Annotated in this window: 19 protein-coding genes; 15 read left to right on the top strand and 4 right to left on the bottom strand. The window is 57.5% G+C overall.

The genetic code is table 11. From position 1 onward, the window contains the following. Window positions 1–55: 55 nt before the first annotated feature. From RLO149_RS10595 to RLO149_RS10570, 6 genes are all read left to right on the top strand, one after another. The gene (locus RLO149_RS10595; RefSeq protein WP_044025304.1) at window positions 56–1,210 is read left to right on the top strand and encodes an LLM class flavin-dependent oxidoreductase; all 1,155 of its coding nucleotides are present in this window, start codon (window positions 56–58) and stop codon (window positions 1,208–1,210) included. Continuing rightward, complete coding sequence (locus tag RLO149_RS10590) at window positions 1,210–2,100, top strand: aldo/keto reductase (protein WP_013962083.1); 891 nt, start codon at window positions 1,210–1,212, stop codon at window positions 2,098–2,100. Before RLO149_RS10595 ends, RLO149_RS10590 begins: the two co-directional genes overlap by 1 nt. A gap of 29 nt (window positions 2,101–2,129) precedes the next feature. Next, a complete protein-coding gene (locus tag RLO149_RS10585; RefSeq protein WP_013962082.1) occupies window positions 2,130–2,639 on the top strand; it encodes a flavin reductase family protein in 510 nt (169 codons plus the stop codon). A 61-nt stretch (window positions 2,640–2,700) separates the two neighbouring features. Next, complete coding sequence (locus RLO149_RS10580; RefSeq protein WP_013962081.1) at window positions 2,701–3,291, top strand: TRAP transporter small permease; 591 nt, start codon at window positions 2,701–2,703, stop codon at window positions 3,289–3,291. Beyond that, window positions 3,292–4,581, top strand: a complete 1,290-nt coding sequence (locus RLO149_RS10575; RefSeq protein ID WP_013962080.1) for a TRAP transporter large permease — start codon at window positions 3,292–3,294, stop codon at window positions 4,579–4,581. Between the two features lie 25 nt (window positions 4,582–4,606). Next, a complete protein-coding gene (locus tag RLO149_RS10570) occupies window positions 4,607–5,665 on the top strand; it encodes a TRAP transporter substrate-binding protein (protein ID WP_013962079.1) in 1,059 nt (352 codons plus the stop codon). A gap of 31 nt (window positions 5,666–5,696) precedes the next feature. Here RLO149_RS10570 and RLO149_RS10565 read toward each other — a convergent pair whose 3' ends face one another. Beyond that, window positions 5,697–6,167, bottom strand: a complete 471-nt coding sequence (locus RLO149_RS10565; RefSeq protein ID WP_011568513.1) for a tetratricopeptide repeat protein — start codon at window positions 6,165–6,167, stop codon at window positions 5,697–5,699. Between the two features lie 9 nt (window positions 6,168–6,176). On the opposite strand from RLO149_RS10565, the gene RLO149_RS10560 reads away from it, so the two are divergent. Beyond that, the gene (locus RLO149_RS10560; RefSeq protein WP_044025303.1) at window positions 6,177–7,454 is read left to right on the top strand and encodes a cytochrome-c peroxidase; all 1,278 of its coding nucleotides are present in this window, start codon (window positions 6,177–6,179) and stop codon (window positions 7,452–7,454) included. A gap of 100 nt (window positions 7,455–7,554) precedes the next feature. Here RLO149_RS10560 and RLO149_RS10555 read toward each other — a convergent pair whose 3' ends face one another. Together RLO149_RS10555 and RLO149_RS10550 are read right to left on the bottom strand one after the other, a co-directional pair. After that, a complete protein-coding gene (locus RLO149_RS10555; RefSeq protein WP_013962077.1) occupies window positions 7,555–8,868 on the bottom strand; it encodes a GH1 family beta-glucosidase in 1,314 nt (437 codons plus the stop codon). Window positions 8,869–8,882: 14 nt separating this feature from the next. Further along, window positions 8,883–9,911 carry a LacI family DNA-binding transcriptional regulator gene (locus tag RLO149_RS10550; protein WP_044025632.1) on the bottom strand — a complete coding sequence of 343 codons (1,029 nt, stop codon included), beginning with the start codon at window positions 9,909–9,911 and terminating at the stop codon, window positions 8,883–8,885. 178 nt (window positions 9,912–10,089) lie between these two features. Here RLO149_RS10550 and RLO149_RS10545 point away from each other — a divergent pair, with 178 nt between their 5' ends. From RLO149_RS10545 to RLO149_RS10510, 8 genes are all read left to right on the top strand, one after another. After that, on the top strand, window positions 10,090–11,442 hold the full coding sequence (locus tag RLO149_RS10545; protein WP_044025302.1) for an ABC transporter substrate-binding protein: 1,353 nt from the start codon (window positions 10,090–10,092) through the stop codon (window positions 11,440–11,442). A 75-nt stretch (window positions 11,443–11,517) separates the two neighbouring features. Beyond that, on the top strand, window positions 11,518–12,498 hold the full coding sequence (locus RLO149_RS10540) for a carbohydrate ABC transporter permease (protein WP_013962074.1): 981 nt from the start codon (window positions 11,518–11,520) through the stop codon (window positions 12,496–12,498). A 3-nt stretch (window positions 12,499–12,501) separates the two neighbouring features. After that, window positions 12,502–13,626: a carbohydrate ABC transporter permease gene (locus tag RLO149_RS10535; RefSeq protein ID WP_013962073.1), complete on the top strand. Its 1,125-nt coding sequence runs from the start codon at window positions 12,502–12,504 to the stop codon at window positions 13,624–13,626. Between the two features lie 14 nt (window positions 13,627–13,640). After that, on the top strand, window positions 13,641–15,293 hold the full coding sequence (bglA, locus tag RLO149_RS10530; protein ID WP_013962072.1) for a beta-galactosidase BglA: 1,653 nt from the start codon (window positions 13,641–13,643) through the stop codon (window positions 15,291–15,293). Window positions 15,294–15,319: 26 nt separating this feature from the next. Then, window positions 15,320–16,417 (top strand): ABC transporter ATP-binding protein, encoded by a 1,098-nt coding sequence (locus RLO149_RS10525; protein ID WP_013962071.1) that lies wholly within the window; start codon window positions 15,320–15,322, stop codon window positions 16,415–16,417. Between the two features lie 151 nt (window positions 16,418–16,568). Further along, window positions 16,569–16,964 (top strand): DUF3307 domain-containing protein, encoded by a 396-nt coding sequence (locus RLO149_RS10520; RefSeq protein WP_013962070.1) that lies wholly within the window; start codon window positions 16,569–16,571, stop codon window positions 16,962–16,964. A gap of 169 nt (window positions 16,965–17,133) precedes the next feature. After that, window positions 17,134–18,948, top strand: coding sequence for an autotransporter assembly complex protein TamA (locus RLO149_RS10515; RefSeq protein ID WP_013962069.1), 1,815 nt, complete (start codon window positions 17,134–17,136; stop codon window positions 18,946–18,948). Then, a complete protein-coding gene (locus RLO149_RS10510) occupies window positions 18,945–22,562 on the top strand; it encodes a translocation/assembly module TamB domain-containing protein (protein WP_013962068.1) in 3,618 nt (1,205 codons plus the stop codon). Before RLO149_RS10515 ends, RLO149_RS10510 begins: the two co-directional genes overlap by 4 nt. Here RLO149_RS10510 and RLO149_RS10505 read toward each other — a convergent pair. After that, window positions 22,559–23,077: a flavin reductase family protein gene (locus RLO149_RS10505; protein WP_044025301.1), complete on the bottom strand. Its 519-nt coding sequence runs from the start codon at window positions 23,075–23,077 to the stop codon at window positions 22,559–22,561. The genes RLO149_RS10510 and RLO149_RS10505 overlap by 4 nt on opposite strands. Window positions 23,078–23,272: the final 195 nt, after the last annotated feature.

Here is a 23,272-nt window from a genome sequence, read left to right as displayed (position 1 = left end):
ACATATTTTGCAGTGCTATTCAAGGAAAATACGACACGCTTCAGAGAGTGCAAAGATGACCGTTGTACCGATAACATCCGCCGACCTGATGGCTGCAGAAGTGTCGTGGTTCTCCGCACTTTGCTCGGATGATTATCAGTTTCTGGGTGTGCCGGACGGCGATTTGCGCTCCAGCTGGGCGCATTGTTCGGACATCGTCAAGACAGCAGAGGCGCAGGGGTTTCGCAACATCCTGTGCCCCTCCTCCTATCAGGTCGGTCAGGACACGCTGAGCTTTGTGGCCGGATGCGCGCCGATCACCCAAAACATCAATCTGCTGGCGGCGGTGCGCTGTGGCGAGATGCAGCCGATCATGCTCGCGCGCACCCTCGCCACGCTTGACCACATGCTGAAGGGCCGCTTGACGGTCAATATCATCTCATCTGACTTTCCGGGCCAGAAAGAACCCAGCTCCTATCGCTATCAAAGATCGCGTGAGGTCGTGCAGATCCTCAAACAGGCCTGGATCCGGGATCAGATTGACCATGCCGGTGAAGTCTACAATTTTTCTGGCCTGACCACCGATCCGGTCAAACCCTATCAGACGGGCGGGCCGCTCTTGTATTTCGGGGGCTATTCCCCGGATGCGCTGGATTTATGCGCTGAATATTGCGACGTCTACCTGATGTGGCCGGAGCCGAAAGATGCTCTGGCAGACAGAATGCGGGCGGTGCATGATCGCGCGGCCGCGCGGGGCAGGACGCTGGATTACGGGTTGCGGGTACATGTGATCGTGCGCGACACGCAAGCCGAAGCGCAGGAATATGCCGAATACATCGTGTCAAAGCTTGACGATGAACAGGGGCGCAAAATACGCGAACGGGCTTTGGATGCAGCGTCACTGGGCGTCGCGCATCAATCAAAGAACCGCGATATCGCAGACGATTACGGCTATATCGAGCCGCATCTGTGGACTGGGATCGGGCGCGCGCGGTCCGGATGTGGCGCCGCTTTGGTTGGTTCGGCCGATCAGGTGCTCAGCGAGATTGAATCCTACCGCAAAATGGGCATGCGGGCATTCATCTTTTCGGGCTATCCGCATATTGATGAGGCAGAACACTTTGGCCGGCTCGTGCTGCCTGAGCTGGAAACATGTTCGTTGCCGCATGCCTATGGTCGGGTGCCTGACACATGCCCCGCAACGCCGCTTGGAACAGGAGAACGCCGCTGATGGAACGGGTAAATCTGTCCGCTGATGTCGACGTCAGCCGGATCATTTATGGCATGTGGCGTCTGGCCGATGACAGCGATACATCACCGGCGCATGTGCGGGCCAAGATCGACGCTTGTCTTGCGCAGGGCATTACCACTCTGGATCAGGCCGATATCTATGGCGGATATGCAGCGGAGGCGGTTCTTGGGGCCGCATTTCAGCAAAGCCCAGGTTTGCGCGACACGCTGGAGGTTGTAACCAAATGCGATATCGTCGCGCCGGTGGGCAGATACGCTGACGCCCGGGTCAAGTATTACGATACATCCGCGGCCCATATCACGGCATCGGTGGAGGCATCGCTGTCCAACATGCGCATTGAACAGATCGATGTTTTACTGATCCACCGCCCGGACCCGATGATGGATGCGCGCGAAACGGGCGGGGCCCTTGATGCGTTGATTGACAGTGGCAAGATCAAAGCGGCGGGCGTGTCGAATTTCAAACCCTGGGATTGGGATTTGCTGCAGGTGCATATGAAACATCCCCTTGTGACCAATCAACTCGAACTCAGCCTTGCGGCGCGCGACAGTTTCACCAACGGGGATCTGTCGCATGCGCAACAACACGCCGTACGTCCGATGGCATGGTCGCCCTTGGGCGGTGGCAGCCTGATGACACAGCAGACCAAGCCAGCCATCACGCTGGATAAAGTCGCACAGGCGCAAGGCGTTGATCGCGCAGCGGTCGCAATTGCATGGCTGCTGGCGCATCCATCGGGGATTTTGCCGGTGATGGGCACCAACACACTGTCGCGCATTGCGACCTTCAGTGATGCAACGAAGGTTGAGATGGATCGCCAGACGTGGTTTGAGCTTTTTGAAGCCGCGAACGGGCATGAGGTGCCTTGATGCCGGATGGAACCAGTCAAGGAACGGCAATGCTGCACTTCGACCCTACAGACGACAATCACCGCATGTTCCGTGACGCGCTGGGACGCTTTTCGTCAGGTGTGACAATCGTGACGGCCAATACGCCAGAGGGCCCGGTGGGCATGACGGCCAATTCCTTTACCAGCGTCTCCATGGAGCCGCCGCTGGTGTTGTGGTGCCCGGCGAAATCATCCAGCCGCTATGCGCTGTTTGCTGATGCCACTGATTTTGCCATTCATGTGCTTGAGGCCAAGCAAAAAGAACTGGCGCTTGCGTTTGCGCGCTCGGGCACGGCATTTGACGCCGTTGATACCGCCCGCAGCGACCGGGGTGTCCCGGTTTTTGATAGCTGTCTGGCGCGGTTTGAATGCGAAACTTATGGTTTCCACGATGCAGGCGATCATTCGATCATGGTGGGTTTGGTACGCCACGCGGCCTTCAGGCAGGGCGCCCCACTGATATTTTCGCAAGGCACGTTCGGACGATTTGACAAAGAGGTTGAAAAAGCCAACGTATAAAAACTGCGGGGACACCCGCGCGCGACCGGCAGAATGTCGGTTGCAGGGAGGAGGCCCATTCATGGGGGCACTGCTGCTGGTGCTTGCACCGCTTCGGATGATCAACGAAAGCGTGTTGGCCATTGGCCGGGCGATCGGAATTTTCGCCGTCGCAGCGATGGTCATCGCGATTCTGGTGCAGGTGTTTTTTCGGTATGTTCTCAATAGTGCCCTGCCTTGGCCAGACGAGGCGGCGCGTTTTTGCATGTTATGGATGACAGGTCTTATGGCGCCCACCGCATTCCGCCGGGGTGGGTTTGTGGCGATTGACACGCTGGTAATTCTTTTGCCCAAACTGTTGGGCAGCCTTCTGGCGCTCTTCCTGCTGTTTGTCAGCCTTGCCGTGCTTGTCGTGGCCGTGCAGATCGGGTGGTCCGAAGTGACGGGTTTTGCAGGACGGTTCGCAACTGCGTCCCTTTATGTTCCAACTGATTTGAGCTTGGAAAACTGGTTCCGGGTGCCTCGCAGTTGGATGATGGCCTCTTTGGTGGTCGGACTGATCATGCTGATATCTGTCAACGTGGAACTGATCCTGCGCGCAATTGTCAGAATGCTGGGCGGGGCTGACAGGTTGCCGGCAATCCCGCTCGATGAAAAGATAGGGGCGGAATAGATGCTGGTCTGGTTTCTGCCACTCTTTTTACTGTTCCTGCTCATCGGGTTGCCGGTCTTTTTTGGCCTGCTCGCAGCACCGGGTCTGTTGCTTTACCTGAATGGGCAGGAAAAGGACATCACACTGCTTTATCGCAATGTTTATAACGGGATGGACAGCTTTCCGCTCATGGCGATCCCCTTCTTCATGCTGGCCGGAGAGTTGATGAATCGGGGCGGGATCACCATGCGTCTGGTTGAATTCAGTCAGGCCATGATGGGGCATTTTCGCGGCGGGTTGGCGCATGTGAATATCCTGTCCTCCATGCTGTTCGCCGGGCTTTCGGGGTCTGCAGTGGCCGATACATCCGCACTGGGATCGATGTTGATCCCCGCGATGGAAAAACAGGGCTATAGCCGCAAATTCGCCGCGGCGATTACAGCGGCAAGTTCCGTGATCGGGCCGATCATCCCACCATCGGGCATCATGATCATCTATGCCTATGTGATGGGCGAAAGCGTTGCCGCCCTGTTTCTTGCAGGCATCGTACCGGGGGTGATGGTGGGCCTTGGGCTGATGTTCATGGTCAAGATCATGGCGGACAAATATGATTTTCCCGTCGCCACCAAAAAACACACATGGGGCGAACGCGGGCAGGCCAGCCTCAAGGCGTTTTTCCCCTTGCTGACCCCGGTGATCATTCTGGGCGGTATTCTGGCAGGCGTCTTTACCCCGACCGAAGCGGCGGCGGTGGCCGTGGCCTACGCGCTTTTCATCGGCCTGTTCGTGATGCGCAGCCTCAAGCTGAGTGAGTTGCCGGATGTGCTGGGCCGCGCGGGGCTCACATCGGCGGTTGTGCTGTTGCTAGTCGGTGCCGCGATGGCGTTCAAAACAGTTGTCAGCCTCAGTCACGCGCCCGAAGCCATGGCCGAATTTGTATTGGCGCTGACGTCCAACCCGCTGATCTTGCTGTTTTTGATCAACCTTTTGCTTTTTGCGGTTGGGATGTTCTTGGATGCGGGGCCTGCGATTATCATCCTTGGGCCAATTCTGGGGCCAATTTTTGTCAGCCTCGGCGTGGACCCGATCCATTTTGCCATCATCATGAGTGTGAACCTGACCGTCGGACTGGCCACACCGCCGATGGGGCTGGTGTTGTTTGTCGCCTCCTCGGTTTCAGGCGAGCGGGTCGAGGCGATTTCAAAGGCGATCCTGCCGTTTCTGGCGGTCGAAATCGTGGTGATTTTCCTGATCACCTACATACCGGCAATTTCCATGACCATCCCGCGACTGACGGGCTTTGCCAACTGACACATCATCCAACTGGGAGGAATAAATGATAAAACAAACCCTGAAATGCGCGCTCCTTGCGGCTTTACTCGCCGGGACGGCGATTGCGGCACAGGCGCAGGAATATACGATCCGCGCCACGGCCAATTCCAACGAAAACGATGAAGACTACGACGGTCTTGTCGTGTTCAAGAACTATGTGGAATCCGCGTCAAACGGCGCCATCGCGGTTGAACTTTTCATCGGCACGCAGCTCTGCAGCAATGGGGCTGAATGTCTGCAAGGCGTGGCGGATGGCACGATTGACGTTTATGTCTCCACATCCGGCGGCGCGTCGGGCATCTTCCCTTACGTGCAAGTGCTTGATCTGCCCTATCTGATGGCGGACGACCGCATTGCCGAACATGTGCTGTCGGGTGATTTTACCCGTACTATGCGGGCGATGGCGCTGGAGGATTCAGGCGACATGATCCGCCTGATGACGATTGGAAACACCGGCGGGTGGCGTAACTTTGCCAACACCAAACGCCGCATCGCTGAGCCCTCTGATATGGAAGGTTTGAAAATCCGTACGGTTGTCGCGGATTTGCCGCAGGAGTTGGTCAAAGCGCTGGGTGCGGCCCCGACACCGATCCCATGGCCTGAGCTTTTCACGTCCTTTCAGACCGGCGTGGTTGAGGGGTCCAAGAACGGCATCACGGATATCATGGGCATGAAATTTCCGGACGCCGGGCTAAAATATGTCACGCTGGATGGGCATGCCTACATGGGCGCGCTGTGGTGGATGAACAACGCGAAATTCACCGGCATGCCTGAGGATATGCGCCGGGTGGTCGTGGATGGGTTTTATGCGCTGCAGCAGGCGACTTTTGCCTCGCCCAAGCGTAAATCGATCGCGGCCTATGAGGAATTCGTGGCCGATGGCGGTGATCTTTACGTGCCCACGCCTGAGCAGAAAGCGGCCTTCAAAGAGGGGGCCGCCCCCGTGTTCGACTGGTTCAAAGCCAATGTGGGGCGCGGGGATGAAATATTCGACGCGCTGACAGAGGCTGTGGCGCAGGCCGAAGCCGAAGTGGGTGCCGCGCGTGCCGCCGATCTGAATTGACCACAACGGGGCGGCCTCCGGGTCGCCCCGATCATCTGAACGGATACATCCACACCTTATAGTCAGCGACGAGAACATGGGCCTTGTTGATTTCTTCCGCCGTCATTTTCTTGGCAACTTCTTCAAGGCTGATTGCCGCGTCAGGGTCCCCGCCGATCGCGGAAAGCGTGTACCACATATAGGCGCGCATAAGGTCCGGTGCGGGCAGGCCGCGGCCCACTTCGTAATACCAGCCGACACCCGATTGCGCACCGGGATGGCCCTTCATGGCCGCGCGCAGATACCATTCAAACGCGCGCTGGTCATCGCGGGGCCGTCCCAGACCCATGGCATAGATGACACCGATCAGTTCCTCCGCTTCGGCATTGCCCGAACGCGCCGCGGGCCAAAGCGCCGCATAGGCCTCGTCAAATCGACCCGCATCCATCAGATCGCGCGCCGCTTCCAATTCCGCCGCGACCGGCGTGGCCAAAAGAGCGAGGGCAAAAGCTATTGTGCGCATGGGGTCGTTTTGTCCTGTTTTGCATCGCTGGCCGCAGCCGCAGATTTACCACCGCCGCTGACGGATGAGGATTTCATCGAATTCGACGTAGCGCAAGCGGCACTGGGGCAAGCGCTGTTTTATGATCCGATCCTGTCGGGCAATCGCAATATCACCTGTGCCCATTGCCATCATCCGGAATTTGGCACGGGCGACGGGCTGTCCCTGGGGATCGGTGAGGGCGGGCAGGGGGTGGGGCCTGATCGCACGCCCGGTGCGGGCGCGGATCGGGTGGCCAAACGCATCCCACGCAATGCGCCGGGCCTGTGGAATCTGGGTGCGCGTGATCTGTACACGATGTTCCATGACGGGCGGCTGAGCCTGTCGGATATCTACGGCAACGGGTTCAATTCACCCGCGCAGGAGTGGTTGCCCGAAGGGTTGAATTCGCTGCTGGCCGCCCAGGCGCTGTTCCCCCTCGTGGCCCAGTTCGAAATGGCGGGTAATCCGGGCGAAAATGACGTAATCGGCGCTGTGCATGACCGCATTGATGCGGCATGGCCGATCCTTGCAAAACGGGTGCGCACGGATGCTGACTATGGCCCGGCCTTCGTGGCGGCCTTTGACGAGATCGACACGGCGCAGCAGGTCAGCATCGTGCACATCGCAAATGCGCTGGCGGCCTTCATGGCGCTGGAATGGCGCAGCACCGACAGCCCATTTGATGCCTATCTTGCCGGGGATGAGGCGGCGTTGAACCGTGGTGAACGGGCGGGGATGGCGTTGTTCTACGGCAAAGCCGCTTGTGCTGACTGCCACGCGGGATCGCTGATGAGTGATCAGAAGTTTCATGCCTTGGGCCTTCCAGCATTCGGGCCGGGGCGCACGCGTGCATTCGATCCTTATGCCCGCGATGTGGGGCGCATGGCCGAAAGCAACCGGTTGCGCGATGCCTATGCCTTTCGCACGCCAATGCTGCGCAATGTGGCTTTGACCGCGCCTTATGGGCACAACGGGGCCTATCCGACGCTCGAAGGCATCATTCGCCATCATCTGGACCCGGTGGCGGCAAGGGCTGCATGGCAGCGCCAGATGGCGCAGCTTCCCGATATTGCGTGGCTGGCGGCAACGGATTTCATTCTGGGCGCTGACGCATTGGAAATGGACCGACAGGAACGGGCAATAGCGGTGACACCCATGCACCTGACGGATGCTGAAATCGCGGAATTGGTCGCCTTCATGCATGCGTTGACCGGGGCAAGCGTCAATACGCCTGCGTTTGGCATACCGCCGGATTTCGTGCCTTAGAGCGTCTGACGAAATACCTGAAACATCGGGTATCAGGTAACGCGTTGAAATCTTTGATTTCAGGCAGCGTTACGTGATTCAGGTTTTTCGCATGACGCTTTTAACGCGCCAGCGCACGGGCAATTGCGTGATAGGATGCCTTGGGCGTGCGCTGCAGCGTGTCAAAATCCACATGCACCAGACCAAAGCGTTTTTCATAGCCCAGCGACCATTCGTAATTGTCCATCAGGGACCAGAACGTATAGCCCGCCAAGGGCACGCCCACCGCGATGGCGCGTTGGGAGGCTGCAAGATGTGCATCCAGATAGTCCATGCGCGCGTCATCGGGGGTGGTGGTGTCATCGGCATTGGCCATGCCGTTTTCCGTTACGTAAAGCGGCAGTGCGCCGGTGTAGTTTTGTTGTAACCACGTCAGAATATGCTCAAGGCCTTCAGGTTTAATCTCCCAACCGATCTGGGTTTTCGGCAGCGGCCCTTCGACCTCGCGCAGCGATGGCCATGGGCCGCTGTCCGCCGCAATGCGTTTGCAGGTGTAATAGTTGACACCGAACCAGTCGAGTTTCTGCCCGATCAGGTCAAAATCATTTTCCCAGCCTTTGGGCATATGGGGCCCGAGCCCTTCGAGCACCTCATCTGGATAGGCCCCCTGAAACAGACCGCCCACGAAAAAGCGGTTGTAAATCGCCTCATAGCGGCGCGCGGCCTCCGACGCCTCGGGCGTGTCAGTTGCGGCTTGTACATATTCAAAATTGCACACAGCGCCGAGGTTGTTCATGCCAATAGCGCGCATGGCCTGAATGCAACGCCCATGCGCGGTCAACACGTGATGCATGGCATGGGCGGTGGCGCGAATATCGCGCAGACCCGGAGCTTGCAGGCCCATGAAATGGGACAGCCATGCAACGCACCATGGCTCGTTGATGGGGGCGGCACTAAAGACGCGATCGCCGATGCGTTCCATCACAATGGTGGCAAAATCGGCAAGCCAATGGGCAATATCGGGATTGCGCCACCCGCCCAGATCCGCCAATGCAGCGGGCAGTTCCCAGTGGTAAAGCGTCGCCATAGGTTTCAGATCACGCGCCAGCATGCCGTCAACAAGGCGGTCGTAGAAATCCAGCCCCTTCTGATTGACCGTGCCACGCCCCTCAGGCAGGACACGCGCCCAGCTTGTGGAAAAGCGATAGGCATCAAGGCCCATCGCCTGCATCAGATCAAGGTCCTCCTCCCAGCGGTTGTAGTGATCGCAGGCGATCTGCCCATGTTCTGCACGCACCACATTGCCCGGCGTTGCGGCGAATGTGTCCCAATGCGTCGGACCAGCGCCCCCGAACCCATGTCCTTCGATCTGATAGCTGGATGTCGCAGCGGCAAACAGAAAATCTGGCGGAAAGGTGGAGCGCGAAAAATCCATGATAACACAGGCCTTTATGCGTGAGGTCCGGGTCCGGTAGAGGCCCCTTGGACAAATTCGGCTTCCCATAGCTCAGATGATGGCGGCGCACCGGGCGTCTTGATACGCTCAAGAAGCAATGTCGCACAGCGCGCGCCGGCCGCGTGCACAGAAGACCGCATCGCCGTGAACTGCGGCGTGCGACCAGCATTGGGCAGATAGGAAATATCGTCATCAAAACAGATCACCGACACATCTTTTCCGATTGTCAGCCCGTGCTCTTCGATGGCGCGTTTCACGCCCAATGCGATGACGATTGAGGAGGCAACAAAAGCCGTGGGTGGGTTCTGGTATGCCAAAACCTCACATGCCGCTGTATATCCATTGGGCTCTGACATATCGCCTGAACGCGTCAGCGCAGGGTCCGCTGGGATGCCCGCATCTGCCAGTGCCGCCTCATAGCCCGCCCGCCTGCGCAGGGCAAAGTCCATTTGCTCGCGCCCGTTGATCAGGCCGATACGGCGGTGGCCCAGGTCAATCAGGCTCTGCGTCGCCGCTTTGATGGCGCGATGGTTGTTGACGTCCAGCCAGGCATAAGGGGTCTCAATCCCGGACGCGCGCCCGTGTACAACAAAGGGGATATTCAACCTGAGCAGACGCGCAATGCGGGGATCGTCACAGGTCGGACCCTGCACGATCACACCATCCACCGCGCCTCTTTCAGCAAAGGCGCTATAGGCGTCCAGTTCATCGTCATCCCGAACAATCGACAGGGTCATCGTGTACCCATGCTCGGCATAGACCAGTCCCGCACCCGCCATGAAATCCGAAAACACCATATTGACCAATTCGCTTTGCTTGGACAGCGGGATCACATGGCCCACCGATTTGGATTTTCCGGTGGCAAGCGTCTGGGCGCGCACATTGGGGCGGTATTGGTACTTTTCCGCAGCTTCGGTGACGCGCTTGCGGGTCGCCTCATTAACTTCGGGGTATCCGTTCAGAGCGCGGCTGACCGTTGTTTGTGACAGTTTCAGTTGTTTTGACAATTCTCTTAGGTTCAAAGTCCCGGCCTGTTGATAGCATAACGTGATGGTATGTTCGATGCGCACATGCATCGAGTCACCGAACAACATGCCATTAGCCGGGCCATTCTCAAAGCGCTTTGAGACGATTCTTGCAGCGCCGACAGAGCAACAATCGAGACCGGTGAAGACACCGGCTCAACGGGAGGACATCACAATGGCACGGTTTTACGCCGGCGCGGCGGCGCTGGCTTTATTCGCAGGTGCGGCATACGCTCAGGGGCAACAGCCTTTTGCCGTAGGTGAGGGCGATTTCAACTGGGACAGCTACGAAGCTTTCGCAGAGAAATACGACCTGAGCGGTCAGACGGTAGAGATCACCGGTGCCTGGACCGGCAATGAAAAGGAAAAGGTCGACGTCGTCTTTTCCTATTTCGAAAGCGCCACAGGGGCGACAGTCACCTATTCCGGCTCAGATAGCTTTGAACAGGACATCGTTATTTCCACCCGTTCCGGTTCTGCGCCGAACCTTGCTGCGTTCCCGCAACCGGGCCTCGCTGCCGATCTGGCAAGCCAGGGCCTTTTAACGCCGCTGCCAGAGGGATCAGCGGATTGGGTTGCTGAGAACTTTGCCGCCGGTCAGTCGTGGGTGGATCTGGGCACCTACGCCAATGATCAGGGTGTTGAGGACATCTATGGCCTGTTCTACCGCGTCGATGTGAAATCGCTGGTCTGGTACTCCCCGATTGCTTTTGACGAGTCCGGTTACGACATTCCCGAAACGATGGAAGAGCTCAAAGACCTCACCGACATGATCGTTGAGGATGGGGGCACACCATGGTGCATCGGTCTGGGTTCAGGTGCTGCGACGGGCTGGCCTGCCACGGATTGGGTTGAAGAGATGATGCTGCGCACGCAGTCCCCCGAGGATTACGATGCATGGGTGTCAAATGAGATGAAGTTTGACGATCCCAAGGTCATCGCAGCCATGGAGGAATTCGGCTATTTCGCGTTGAATGATGACTATGTGGATGGCGGCAGCGAAGCGGTGGCGAACACGGATTTCCGCGACAGCCCGACGGGTCTCTTCTCGATCCCGCCGAAATGCTACATGCACCGTCAGGCGTCTTTCATCCCGGCGTTTTTCCCGGAAGGGACCGAGGCGGGCGAAGATGTCGATTTCTTCTACTTCCCGGCCTATGAGAGCAAAGACCTTGGCAAGCCGGTTCTGGGGGCAGGGGCGCTCTTTGCGATCACCAACCCCTCAGAGGCGACAAACGCGATGATCGAGTTCCTGAAAACGCCGATCAGCCATGAGCTTTGGATGGCGCAGGGCGGATTCCTGACGCCGCACAAGGGCGTGAACCCCGCAACCTATATCGATGACAGCCTGCGGGCGCAGGGTGAAATCCTGCTGGGCGCGACCACCTTCCGGTTTGACGCATCCGACCTGATGCCGGGCGAAATTGGTGCGGGCGCTTTCTGGACGGGCATGGTGGATTACACCACCGGCGCGCCGGCCGCAGAAGTCGCCAAGGGCATTCAGGACCGCTGGGACGCGATCCAGTAGTCACCGCCCAGATCACTCTGTCCGGCAGGAATAGCCTGCCGGACAGATCATATTTCACTCCGGGGAGCGTCTGATATGTCACCACTCGTGCAAGGTATGTTGACCATCTTCATCGGTGTCGGTGGATGTGTCGGATACTTCTATTTTTCGAACCTGATCCTCGACAAAGTGATTTTCCCGGCCAAAGGCGACAATCCCGGGATCAACATCAACCGTGCCAACCTTGTGCGGCCATGGTTGTTTCTGTTTCCGGCGATGGCGGCCTTGGGGCTTTATCTTGTCTATCCGGTGGTCGGTTCATTCTGGCGCTCGCTGTACAACCGGTCAGGCGATGAATTCATCGGCTTTGGCAATTACGCGGTCATGTTCAACGATGACGGTTTTCAGGTGGCACTGTTCAACAACTTCCTTTGGGTTCTGATCGTGCCCGCGGGGGCCACGTTCCTTGGCCTGCTGGTGGCGCAGCTGACGGACCGGCTCAAATGGGGCAACATCGCCAAATCGCTGATCTTTATGCCAATGGCGATTTCATTCGTGGGCGCCTCGCTGATCTGGAAATTCGTCTATGCCAACAACGCGGATATTGGCCTGATCAACGCCATACGTGATATGCTGGGCGCGGAGGAACCGCTGGACGTCTTGCAGGTGTCCTTCTGGAATAACTTCTTTCTGATGGTGATCCTGATCTGGATCCAGACCGGGTTTGCCATGGTCATCCTGTCCGGTGCGTTGCGCGGCATTCCCGAAGAAACGGTTGAGGCCGCAATCATTGATGGCGCCAACCCGTTTCAGGTGTTTTTCAAGATCAAAGTGCCGCAGATCATGGGCACGATTGTCGTGGTCTGGACGACGATCACCATCCTTGTGCTCAAGGTTTTCGATATTGTTTACACCATGACAGGCGGCAATTTCGGCACTGAAATCCTGCCCAGTTACATGATGTCCTATATGTTCCGGGATGACGGGCGCGCCACGGCGGTGGCCTTTGTCATCATGATCATCGTGCTGCCGGTGATGATCTGGAACATCCGTCAAGCCCGTGCGGAGATGAGGTAAGCCATGGATAATATAGCAGGAACGAAGTCTTCGCTCGGGTGGGCCGTCAATATCTCGGTGGTGTTTCTGGTGGTGCTCTGGTTGATCCCTACGGTGGGGCTGCTGGTCTCCTCCTTTCGCGACCGGGATCAGATCACGGCGACGGGCTGGTGGTTGTCCCCCTTCGCGGTGGAGCAGAATTTTCAGGCGCGCATCTCTGCTGAAGAGGCCGTGCGCGACGGTGATTATTTCGTCATTCAGGGCAATATCTTTTCGGGTGGCGAGAATGAGGTGATCCGCTTTGGTGGCACACGTTCGGCCCCGACGGCCTTTGCACCGGGAGAAACCGCCGATCTGCGCCGGGACCGCTCGCTGACTGTCCAAGCAAACGGAGATTTCATCTACAAGAACCCCAATGAAATAACGCGCGATCCAAGCGTTTATTACTCCAGCGCCACGCCGCCGAGTTTTTCATTGGATAACTATCGAACGATCCTGTTTTCCAACAACATGGATGTGGCCTTTATCAACACGTTTACCGTGACAATCCCTGCCACCATCATCCCGATCCTGATTGCGGCCTTTGCGGCTTACGCGCTTGCGTGGATGGATTTCAAGGGACGCGGTTTTCTGATCGCGATGGTCGTGGGGCTGCTTGTCGTGCCTTTGCAACTGGCGCTGGTGCCGCTGTTGCAGTTTCATAACCAGGTCGGCATCGGGCAGAGCTTCCTTGGGATTTGGATGGCACACACGGGCTTCGGCCTGCCGCTCGCGATTTATCTGTTGCGAAACTATATGGTGGGTCTGCCGCGCGATATTATCGAGTCTGCGAAAGTCGATGGCGCGACCGATTTTCAGGTCTTTACCAAGATCGTGCTGCCGCTGAGCTTTCCGGCCCTTGCGTCCTTTGCGATCTTTCAGTTCCTCTGGGTCTGGAATGACCTGCTGGTGGCCAAGGTGTTTTTGCCCTCCAACTCGGAAAGCTGGGTCATGACGGTGAAAATTGCCGATGATCTTCTGGGCTCGCGCGGCGGGGACTGGGGCATTCTGGCGGGGGCGGCGTTTATCTCAATCGCTGTGCCGCTGATCGTATTTTTCACAATGCAACGCTATCTGGTGCGCGGTCTTCTGGCCGGCTCCGTCAAGTAAGAAAGAAACGCTCCATGGCAAAGATGGAACACAATCTGCACCTGAGTGCAGTCGACAAGGACTGGTGGCGGGGTGCTGTCATCTACCAGATTTATCCGCGCAGTTTTCAAGACAGCAACAGCGACGGGATCGGTGATCTGATCGGGATTGCGCAGCGGATGGAATATGTGGCCTCGCTCGGCGTTGATGCAATCTGGATTTCGCCGTTCTTTACCTCGCCGATGAAAGACTTCGGTTATGATGTCAGCGATTACTGCGATGTTGACCCGATGTTTGGCACGCTGGCGGATTTTGATGTGCTGGTTGAAGCGGCGCATCATCACGGGCTGAAGGTGATGATTGATCTGGTGCTCAGCCACACCTCGGACCAGCACCCTTGGTTCATCGAAAGCAAGTCAAGCCGCAGCAATCCCAAAGCGGATTGGTACGTCTGGGCTGACGCCAAACCAGACGGCACACCGCCCAACAACTGGCTGTCGATCTTTGGCGGGCCTGCGTGGCACTGGCATGCGGGACGCCAGCAGTATTATCTGCACAACTTCCTGACCGAACAACCTGACCTGAATTTCCACAACACGGATGTGCAGGACGCGCTTCTGGATGTGACACGGTTCTGGCTGGACCGGGGGGTGGATGGCTTCCGCCTTGATACGATCAACTTTTACTATGCGGATAAAGACCTGCGCGACAATCCTGCCCTGCCGCCCGAGCAGCGCAATGATACCATTGCGCCCTCGGTCAATCCCTACAACCATCAGGAACATCTCTATTCCAAGAACCAGCCTGAGAATATCGCCTTTCTCAAACGCTTCCGGGCGCTGTTGGATGAATACCCTGCAGCGGCCTGCGTCGGCGAAGTGGGCGATGCTCAGCGGGGTCTGGAACTGCTGGGGGCCTATACCTCGGGGCCTGAAATGGTGCATATGTGCTATGCCTTTGAGTTCCTGTCCAAGACCAAACTGGATGCCGCCCGCGTGGCGGAGGTTTTTGCTGAACTGGATGTGGTCGGGCAAGATGGGTGGCCTTGCTGGGCGTTTTCCAACCATGACGTGATGCGCCATTCCACCAGATGGGAATTGCCACCGGCTGCTGAACGGCTGTTCGCGACCCTACTAATGTGTCTGCGCGGGTCGGTGTGTCTGTATCAGGGCGAGGAACTGGGCCTGTCTGAGGCGGATGTCGCTTTTGAGGACCTGCAAGACCCCTATGGCATCACCTTCTGGCCCGACTTCAAGGGCCGGGACGGGTGCCGCACGCCGATGGTCTGGGAAATGTCCAACCAAAACGGCGGCTTCTCCGAAGGCTACCCTTGGCTGCCGGTCAGCCATGAACACCTCAATCATGCCGTGTCGGTGCAGGAGTCCGAACCCGGCTCCTTGCTGCATCACTACCGTAATGCGATTGCCTTTCGCGCCGAACACCCTGCGTTGACCAAAGGGTCACACGGCGGGGTGCATGCCAACGGGGATGTCCTGCACTTTACCCGTGAACATGATGGTCAGACGCTCTATTGCGCGTTCAACATGTCGGACACGCCGTCGTTGCACCAGATGCCCAAAGGCACCTGGCAGGTGATCGGACAGGAATTGGGCAGCGCCAGTGCGTCACCCCAGGGCCATTTGCACTTTGGGCCGTGGCAGGTCTGCCTCGCGAAGAAACAAGACTAACCCGCGTCTTGGGAGGGACGTAAGATATGGCAAATCTCAATCTGACTGACGTTGGCAAGGCCTATGGTGGTACCGTTGAGGTACTCAAGGACATCAATCTGGACATTCAAACAGGGGAGTTGATCGTCTTTGTTGGCCCCTCAGGGTGCGGAAAATCGACATTGCTGCGCATGATCGCCGGGCTCGAAAAGATCACGGCAGGCGAATTGCTGATTGATGGTCAGCGCATGAATGACGTCCCACCAGCGCAGCGGGGCATTGCGATGGTGTTCCAGTCCTACGCGCTTTATCCACATATGACCGTGCGCGATAATATGGCCTTTGCCCTCAAGCTGGCCAAGAAATCTCCCAGCGAGATTGACGCAGCAGTCAGCCGCGCCGCCAAGGTGCTGCAATTGGATGAATACCTTGACCGGTTGCCCAAAGCGCTGTCTGGCGGGCAGCGCCAACGGGTGGCCATCGGGCGCTCGATCGTGCGCGACCCCAAGGTTTATCTCTTTGATGAACCGCTCTCCAACCTGGATGCGTCCTTGCGCGTCGCCACGCGGATCGAAATTGCGCAGCTCAAAGAAAGCATGCCGAATTCGACCATGATCTACGTGACACATGATCAGGTCGAGGCGATGACGCTTGCCACCCGTATCGTGGTGCTGGCCAACAAGGGCATTGCGCAAGTCGGCACACCGCTTGAACTATATGAGCGGCCCGAAAATGAGTTCGTCGCGCAATTCATTGGTTCACCGGCCATGAACTTGCTGCCCGGAGAGATCGTCGAACCTGGTGAGGTCACCAAGGTGCGTGTCGAAACAGGACAGGGCACAATCGTGGCGAATATCCCGACCACCGAAAGCGACCGCGGCGCGCACGTGAACGTCGGCATTCGTCCCGAAGATATGATCGCCACCGATCACGACGATTATGCCTTTGCTGGCAAAGTTGAAATCGTTGAAGCCTTGGGTGAGGTGACGCAGCTTTACTTTGAGAAGAGTGGGGCGGATGAAGCAGCGGTCATAGGCAAACTGCAAGGTATCCATGCGGGCGTAAAAGGGTCACAGATGAAAATGACCGCACATGCCGCAAAAGTACACTTGTTCCAGAATGGCCAGTCACTTCTTTATCGTTAACCTTTGGTGTTTGCGCCATCCCCGTGCAATAATTTGATTGTGACGGGAAATAGGATGTAATTTTCCCCGTTAAATTGTATGCAGCCTGCATTTACTGGTTGTATGGTACGTTTATTTTACGACTTTGTTTCAGGTCCGAGAGGGGATTGGTTTGAGCGATGTTCTTGGGGCTTTGATTATTCTCCTCTGTTTGCTGCAAGCAAAACACATGTTTGCCGATTATTTCCTGCAAACCCGATCAATGCTGGACGGACGGCATATCTATCTGCATGGGGGGCGGTTGTTGCATGCAGGTGTTCATGCTGCGGGCTCTGCTCTGGCCTTTGTTGTTATGGGCGCGCCGCTGGTGCTGGTCCTCTTGATGGCTGTTGGCGAATGGATCGCGCATTTCCACATTGATTGGGCGAAAGGGCGCTACACGGCGACGCGCAAGCTAACGCCTGACGACGCTGCCTATTGGCGGGCAACGGGGGCTGATCAGGCCTTGCATCAGCTGACCTATATCATCATGGTCTGGTGCTGGCTGACCTACGGGATCGGCGCCTAGCCCTCAGGGCGGCCCATTCACGGCAGATAAAAATCCAAAAAAGAGCGTTTTCCGGCGGGGAGACTGTTTGCAGCGCTCTGCGGTTTGACGCTATAAGCCTAGCATCTGGGCGTAACCTGACCCCAACATGTAGATGTCAGATGCGTTTCCAAGGGGGAGCAGAAATAATATGGCGATGTGCAACGCGTCTTGGGGCACTTGGAATATCTATGCGCTCGCGTCGGCACTTTGCATCGGTTTCGGCGGATCTGCCTTAGCGTATGAAGCGACGCTTTCGGGCCCTCTGGACGAAGAGCTTGCCGCTGAGCTGGAAGGTGGCTCGCTCTTGATCGAGCAATCGCTGTTGGAGGAAACGCCGGATGTGCGCGAGATCGTGTCATCGGCACAGGCGGATTATCGTCGATTGCTCGCGGTGCTCTATAGCAAGGGTTATTTCGGCCCGACGATCGAGATCAAGCTGGATGGTCGCGAAGCCGCCTCCATTCTTGCGGTTACCCCGCCTGCGCGCGTATCCAAAGCGACCATCAGCGTTGATCCGGGGCGTCAATTCCGGTTTGGCACTGTTGAGATAAGCCCGCTGAGCCAGAATATGACGCTGCCCGATGCGTTGAAAAACGGCGAAACGGCGAGCATCACCTCGTTGCAATCCGCAGCGGCATCGGCGGTGTCGGGGTGGCGCGATGAGGGGCACGCCAAGGCCGAGGTCACGGATCAGCAAATCACGGCCCGCCACCGCAGCGCTGAAATTGACGCCAAGGTACGGATTGATCCCGGTCCCAAGCTGACCTTTGGCGCATTGCGCGTGCGTGGCGAGTCCGCGGTCAGACGCGAGCGGATCATCGAGATCGCAGGCCTGCCAGAGGGTGAGCAGTTTTCCCCCGAAGAGATCAAGGATGCCGCAGCGCGTTTGCGGCGCTCAGGTGCCTTCCGCTCCGTCGCGATGATCGAGGGCGAGGTTTCAGACACCGGCGACACGCTGCCGATCAATTTGCGCGTGGCGGATAACAAACCCCGTCGTCTGGGCTTTGGCGGTGAGTTTGCGACCATCGAGGGCGTCACACTGAGTGGTTTCTGGCTGCACCGGAACATTTTTGGCGGGGCAGAAAGCTTGCGCTTTGATGCCGAAATCGGCGGTATTGGGGGCGATACCGGGGGGATCGATTATTTGCTCGGGACGCGCTTTGAGCGACCCGCGACCTTCAGAAAAGACATTAACTTTTTTGCCTTGGGCGAGGTCGAGCAGGAAGATGAACCAAATTACTTTTCCCGGCGTGTTTCTGTAGGCGCAGGGTTTACGTATTTTGCAACGGATGAGCACACATACCGTTTCGGTCTCGGCTTTAGCCGCGCCATAACCGAAGACGCCTTTGGCGACAGCGATTACACGATTTTTCTTTTGCCCGTAGGCGCGACCTATGATTATCGCAACAATGAGCTTGACGCGCGGCGCGGCTTTTACGCGGATGCGAAGCTCACGCCATTTGTTGCCATCGCAGGTACTGACAACGGTTTGCTCTCTGAACTGGATTTTCGCACCTATCTGACCGCTGGCGAAACCAGCCCCACAACGCTTGCGCTGCGGGCGCAACTGGGGTCTTTGGTCGGACCTTCCTTGCGCGATGCACCTGCGGACTTCCTGTTCTATTCAGGGGGCGGGGGCACGGTGCGGGGGCAGGATTTTGAATCCCTTGGCGTTGATGTGGGCGGCGGTGACATTGTGGGTGGCCGCTCTTTCCTCGGGCTGTCCGCTGAGGTTCGTTTGCGCACCACTGGCAGTCTTGGGTATGTTGGCTTTGTAGATGCAGGCTACATCGGTGAGGAATCATTTCCGGATGGATCGGGCGAGTGGCACAGTGGTGCAGGCCTCGGTATCAGATACGAAACACCGATTGGGCCGTTGCGTTTTGATGTCGGGGTGCCGACAAGTGGTGATACGGATGGAGAGAACTTCCAACTTTACTTCGGAATAGGTCATTCGTTTTGAGATATCTGCTGATCATTGCTGTCACACTGACGCTGTTGCCGCTGTCGCTCGCGGCACAGGATGACGAAGACGGTGGTGGCTTTTTGACACGCACCATTGAGGGCGCGTTATCGGGTGCTGGGCGTGAGGTGAACATCGTCGGCTTTGCCGGTGCGCTGAGTTCGGAGGCGACATTCGACACCATGACGATTGCCGATGCCGAGGGCATCTGGCTGACGCTGGAAGAGGTATCGCTGATCTGGAGCCGCACCGCCTTGCTGCGCGGACGCCTCAAGGTCGACAGCCTGACTGCACGGTCCCTGCAAGTGGCACGCCTGCCCATCGCCGAAGAGCAACCCGTCGAGATACCGTCCGCCGAGGCCGAAGAATTCAGTCTGCAACTGCCTGAACTGCCGGTGTCCATCAATATCGACGCGTTTGAAGTGTCAGAAATTGACCTTGGAGAACCCATTCTTGGCGCGGCGGCGCGCCTGTCCTTGAAAGCGAGCGCGCGTCTGGATGATGAGGGGTTGTTTCTGGACCTAGTGGCCGACCGTATCGACGAGGTCGCAGGCACATTCGCCCTGCGCACAAACGTCGAACGTGACGGCGCTGAGATTGATCTGAACCTGACACTGTCAGAGGCGGCGGATGGCATTACGGCGAAATTGCTCAACCTGCCTGATCGACCCTCGGTTGACCTCAGTGTCGCCGGTATTGGTCCGTTGGATGATTTCACCGCCGATATAGCTTTGTCGACTGCGGGGCAGCCGCGTCTCGCCGGGCAGGTGGCGTTGCGCGCCGAAGAAAGTGCCATCGTCGATGCGGGACCTGATCGCCGGATACGTGCTGATCTTGGCGGCGACATCACATCTCTGATCGCGCCCGAGTATCATGACTTCTTTGGTCCTGATGTTGCGCTGAAGGTCGAAACACTGCTGGTGGCCGACGGTTCAATTGATGTTCAGAACTTTAGCATCGGCGCGCAGGCTGTTGATCTGACAGGTAGAGTTCAATTGAATAGTGATATGTGGCCAAGCTTTGTCGATGTCAAAGGCCTGATCGCGCAGGATGGACAAGACGTTGTCTTGCCCGGCTCAGATGCGGGTATTACGGTTGGATCTATTGGTCTTGATATATCCTTCGACGCGCAGGCGGGCGATGCGTTCAAGGGTGTTTTTGACATCGATAATCTGCAGCATGAGGCCGCACAGGTTGCCAGCATTGACCTCATCCTTGATGGCACTTTGGATGGCAGTGTGGACAGTATCGGTCGTTTTGTGACGGATCTGCGTCTGGATGCAACCGGTGTGGAACTTAGCGATGAGAGCACGGCGCAGGCTCTGGGCGATGCAATCAACGGCTTTGCCACCATCAACTATGTCGAAGGCCAGCCAATCGAGATTACGAACCTGTCCCTGTCGGGTCCCGATTTCGGGCTGGACGGCGATGTTGAGATCGAAGGGTTGGACAATGGCTTTCCGACAAACTTTGATCTAGCTGTGGTGACGCAGGATTTATCGCGCTTTGCAGGGCTTGCAGGGCGGCCCCTGAGCGGTGCTGCCGATTTATCGGTGGCCGGGCGCGTTGTCCCGCTGTCCAGCATGTTTGATGTCAAGATCGCAGGAACGGCGCAGGATATTATCGTAGATATTCCCCAAGCTGACGCGTTGCTGACAGGACGCACCGAACTCTCTCTTGGTGCGGCGCGCGACGCCACGGGGACTTTTGTGCGGGACTTGTCGCTGCAGAACGATGCGTTGGATGTGACAGCGGATGCGGCGCTGCGCAGCATGGGCAGTGAGGTGGTAGCGCGCGTCAGGCTATCGGATGTCGCCCTTATCGCGCCGCAGTATCAGGGGCCTTTGTCGCTCGACGCTGATGCGAAACAGTCACAAGAGGGATGGCAGATCGAGGCCGCGCTCGATGCGCCCTACGATGCGCGCGCTGTTGTTTCGGGGCTGGCGACCGGGCCGGATGCTGATCTGAGTTTTGACGTCTCGATCCCGGAAATTCAGCCCCTTGTCCCGGATGCACAAGGTCCGGTTGCCGCTAAGGGGCGGCTTTGGCAGTCGGCTGCAGGCTATCAGATCGACGTCAAAGCGGACGTACCCTTTGACGGACGGCTTGAGGTTCTGGGCCTCGCCACCGGGCCCGATGCGAAAGTCACCTTTGACGCGAGCTTGCCCGATATGAGCGTGCTGGTGCCTGACATTGGTGGCCCCCTCGCGCTGAAGGGGGATTTGGCGCGCGCGGGCGAAGGTTGGGCCGTCGACACGCTGCTTGAGGGGCCTGCCGGAATGACCGCAACAATTGCCGGCACCGCAGCACAGGATGCAAGCACGGTTGATCTCGAGATTGACGGTGAATTACCACTCGGACTCGCGGGTCCGTTTCTGGCACCCCGCAGTCTGCAAGGGCAGGCGGTATTTGACCTCGCCGTTCAAGGTGCGCCGTCGCTTGAGGCTCTGAGCGGGCAAATCTCCAGTAGCGGTGCGCGGTTTTCGGACCCGAACCTGCGTCTTGGCCTCGAAAATCTGAACACGCGCATCGATTTGCTCAGCAACACGGCGCAACTGAATTTGGGGGCGGATTTCGTGACGGGGGGGCGGGCTGAGGTCGGCGGCTCTGTCAATCTGGCCAGTCTGATTGGCGATCTCACGGTGGCCCTGCGCGATGCTGTTCTGCTTGATCCGAATTTGTACGCAGCCACTGTAGGCGCAGATATCACCGTGAACGGTCCCTTGACGGGTGGTGCACGGATTGCAGGGCAGATTGATCTGAAAGAGGTCAATATAACCGTGCCGGGCACGGGGGTCACATCCATTGGCTCCATCCCCGAAATTCGCCATGTTGGTGCAACGCGCCGCGCCACGGTAACCCAGTCCTATGCGGGGGTTTTGCCAAAGGAAGAAAAAGAGGAAAGGGCCGATGCCCCGGCATTTCCACTGGCCATCGACATCAATGCCCCCTCGAAACTCTTTGTGCGTGGGCGCGGCATAAATGCCGAAATGGGCGGCGCTCTTTCTGTGCGCGGGGATACCAATAACATCATCTCGTCAGGCAGCTTTGATCTGATCCGTGGTCGCCTGGACATTATCGGCAAGCGTTTTGAACTGGATGAAGGGTCCATCCAGTTTCAGGGCAGTGTCACACCCTACATTCGCTTTGTCACAACCACTGACACCCCCGAGGGCACGGCCAGCATCACCGTAGATGGTCTCGCCGATGAGCCGGAAATCACCTTCAGCGCCATACCGGAGGCCCCGGAAGACGAAGTGATGTCGCTGATCCTGTTCGGGCGGTATGTATCCGAACTTTCGGCGTTCCAGGCTTTGCAGTTGGCGAATGGTATCTCTCAACTGTCTGGCCGTGGCGGCATCAACGTGCTTGGCGGTTTGCGAAGCGGTGCGGGACTGGATGAGCTGGACGTCACGACCGATGAGGATGGTGCAACCTCCGTGTCGGCGGGGAAATACATCACGGATACGATTTATACGGATGTAACGAACAACAGCGACAAGGGCACCGATATTTCGCTGAATATCGATCTGACCAGCGATCTCAAAGGCAAGGCGACCGTGGCCGAAGACGGCGACAGCAGTGTGGGTTTCTTTTTCGAACGGGACTATTAATCCGCGACGACAGCGGGTGTGAACTGCCCAAAACGCCCCTGATCAAACAACAGTCCGTTCCCGCCACTGGTATCGTGCACAACATGGCGCACACGTCCAAGGATGAGTGAGTGATCACCAGCCGGATGGATGGCATCTGTGTCGCAATGAAACTCTGTCAGACAGCCCTTGAGTGTTGGCGCACCAAAGGGTCCTTCGTGCCAGTCAAAGGTGTCAAAGTCCGTGCCATTGCTGGCAAAGTGCTTGGCCATTTTCAGTTGTTCTGCTGCAAGAATATGAACGCAGAAATGCTGGGCCGCCACAAAGGCCGCATGCCGCTTTGAACTGCTGGACGGTGCCCAAAGCACTAGCGGTGGATCAAGCGAAATGGCGGAAAACGAATTGGCTGTCATACCGACAGGGCCGTCCGGTGTTTGGGCACAAACGATTGTCACTCCGGTGCCAAAACACCCGAATGCGTCGCGCAGTGCACGGGTATGATCCAAGGTCGGCTCAAACGAATGCGCCCCGCTCACGTTTGCAACCGCTGTTGATGCAGAGATTTGATTTCGCACATTTTAATTTCGAACTTCCCATCGTGCCTTAAAGAAAGTGATGTAAATTCAAAACCCTTCAGGGCAAGGGGCGCGTGGCAGACTTTATCCAATCGCCGGCCACGCGAAACCGGGAGGTCCTTCGGGCGCATGTTTTGCGCCCGAACCATCCATTTT

Source organism: Roseobacter litoralis Och 149 (genome assembly GCF_000154785.2).
GTDB classification, from domain to species: Bacteria; Pseudomonadota; Alphaproteobacteria; order Rhodobacterales; family Rhodobacteraceae; genus Roseobacter; species Roseobacter litoralis.
The sequence above is the reverse complement of the archived record's forward strand: the minus strand, read 5'-3'. Positions and strand labels throughout refer to the sequence as shown.

Bases quoted from the DNA above. Each gene is read 5' to 3' on its own strand.
- RLO149_RS10545 (WP_044025302.1), top strand. From the start codon at position 10,090: ATGGCACGGTTTTACGCCGGCGCGGCGGCGCTGGCTTTATTCGCAGGT.
- RLO149_RS10565 (WP_011568513.1), bottom strand. From the start codon at position 6,167: ATGCGCACAATAGCTTTTGCCCTCGCTCTTTTGGCCACGCCGGTCGCG.
- RLO149_RS10590 (WP_013962083.1), top strand. From the start codon at position 1,210: ATGGAACGGGTAAATCTGTCCGCTGATGTCGACGTCAGCCGGATCATT.
- RLO149_RS10525 (WP_013962071.1), top strand. From the start codon at position 15,320: ATGGCAAATCTCAATCTGACTGACGTTGGCAAGGCCTATGGTGGTACC.
- bglA (WP_013962072.1), top strand. From the start codon at position 13,641: ATGGCAAAGATGGAACACAATCTGCACCTGAGTGCAGTCGACAAGGAC.
- RLO149_RS10570 (WP_013962079.1), top strand. From the start codon at position 4,607: ATGATAAAACAAACCCTGAAATGCGCGCTCCTTGCGGCTTTACTCGCC.
- RLO149_RS10575 (WP_013962080.1), top strand. From the start codon at position 3,292: ATGCTGGTCTGGTTTCTGCCACTCTTTTTACTGTTCCTGCTCATCGGG.
- RLO149_RS10585 (WP_013962082.1), top strand. From the start codon at position 2,130: ATGCTGCACTTCGACCCTACAGACGACAATCACCGCATGTTCCGTGAC.
- RLO149_RS10580 (WP_013962081.1), top strand. From the start codon at position 2,701: ATGGGGGCACTGCTGCTGGTGCTTGCACCGCTTCGGATGATCAACGAA.
- RLO149_RS10515 (WP_013962069.1), top strand. From the start codon at position 17,134: ATGGCGATGTGCAACGCGTCTTGGGGCACTTGGAATATCTATGCGCTC.
- RLO149_RS10555 (WP_013962077.1), bottom strand. From the start codon at position 8,868: ATGGATTTTTCGCGCTCCACCTTTCCGCCAGATTTTCTGTTTGCCGCT.
- RLO149_RS10535 (WP_013962073.1), top strand. From the start codon at position 12,502: ATGGATAATATAGCAGGAACGAAGTCTTCGCTCGGGTGGGCCGTCAAT.
- RLO149_RS10540 (WP_013962074.1), top strand. From the start codon at position 11,518: ATGTCACCACTCGTGCAAGGTATGTTGACCATCTTCATCGGTGTCGGT.
- RLO149_RS10595 (WP_044025304.1), top strand. From the start codon at position 56: ATGACCGTTGTACCGATAACATCCGCCGACCTGATGGCTGCAGAAGTG.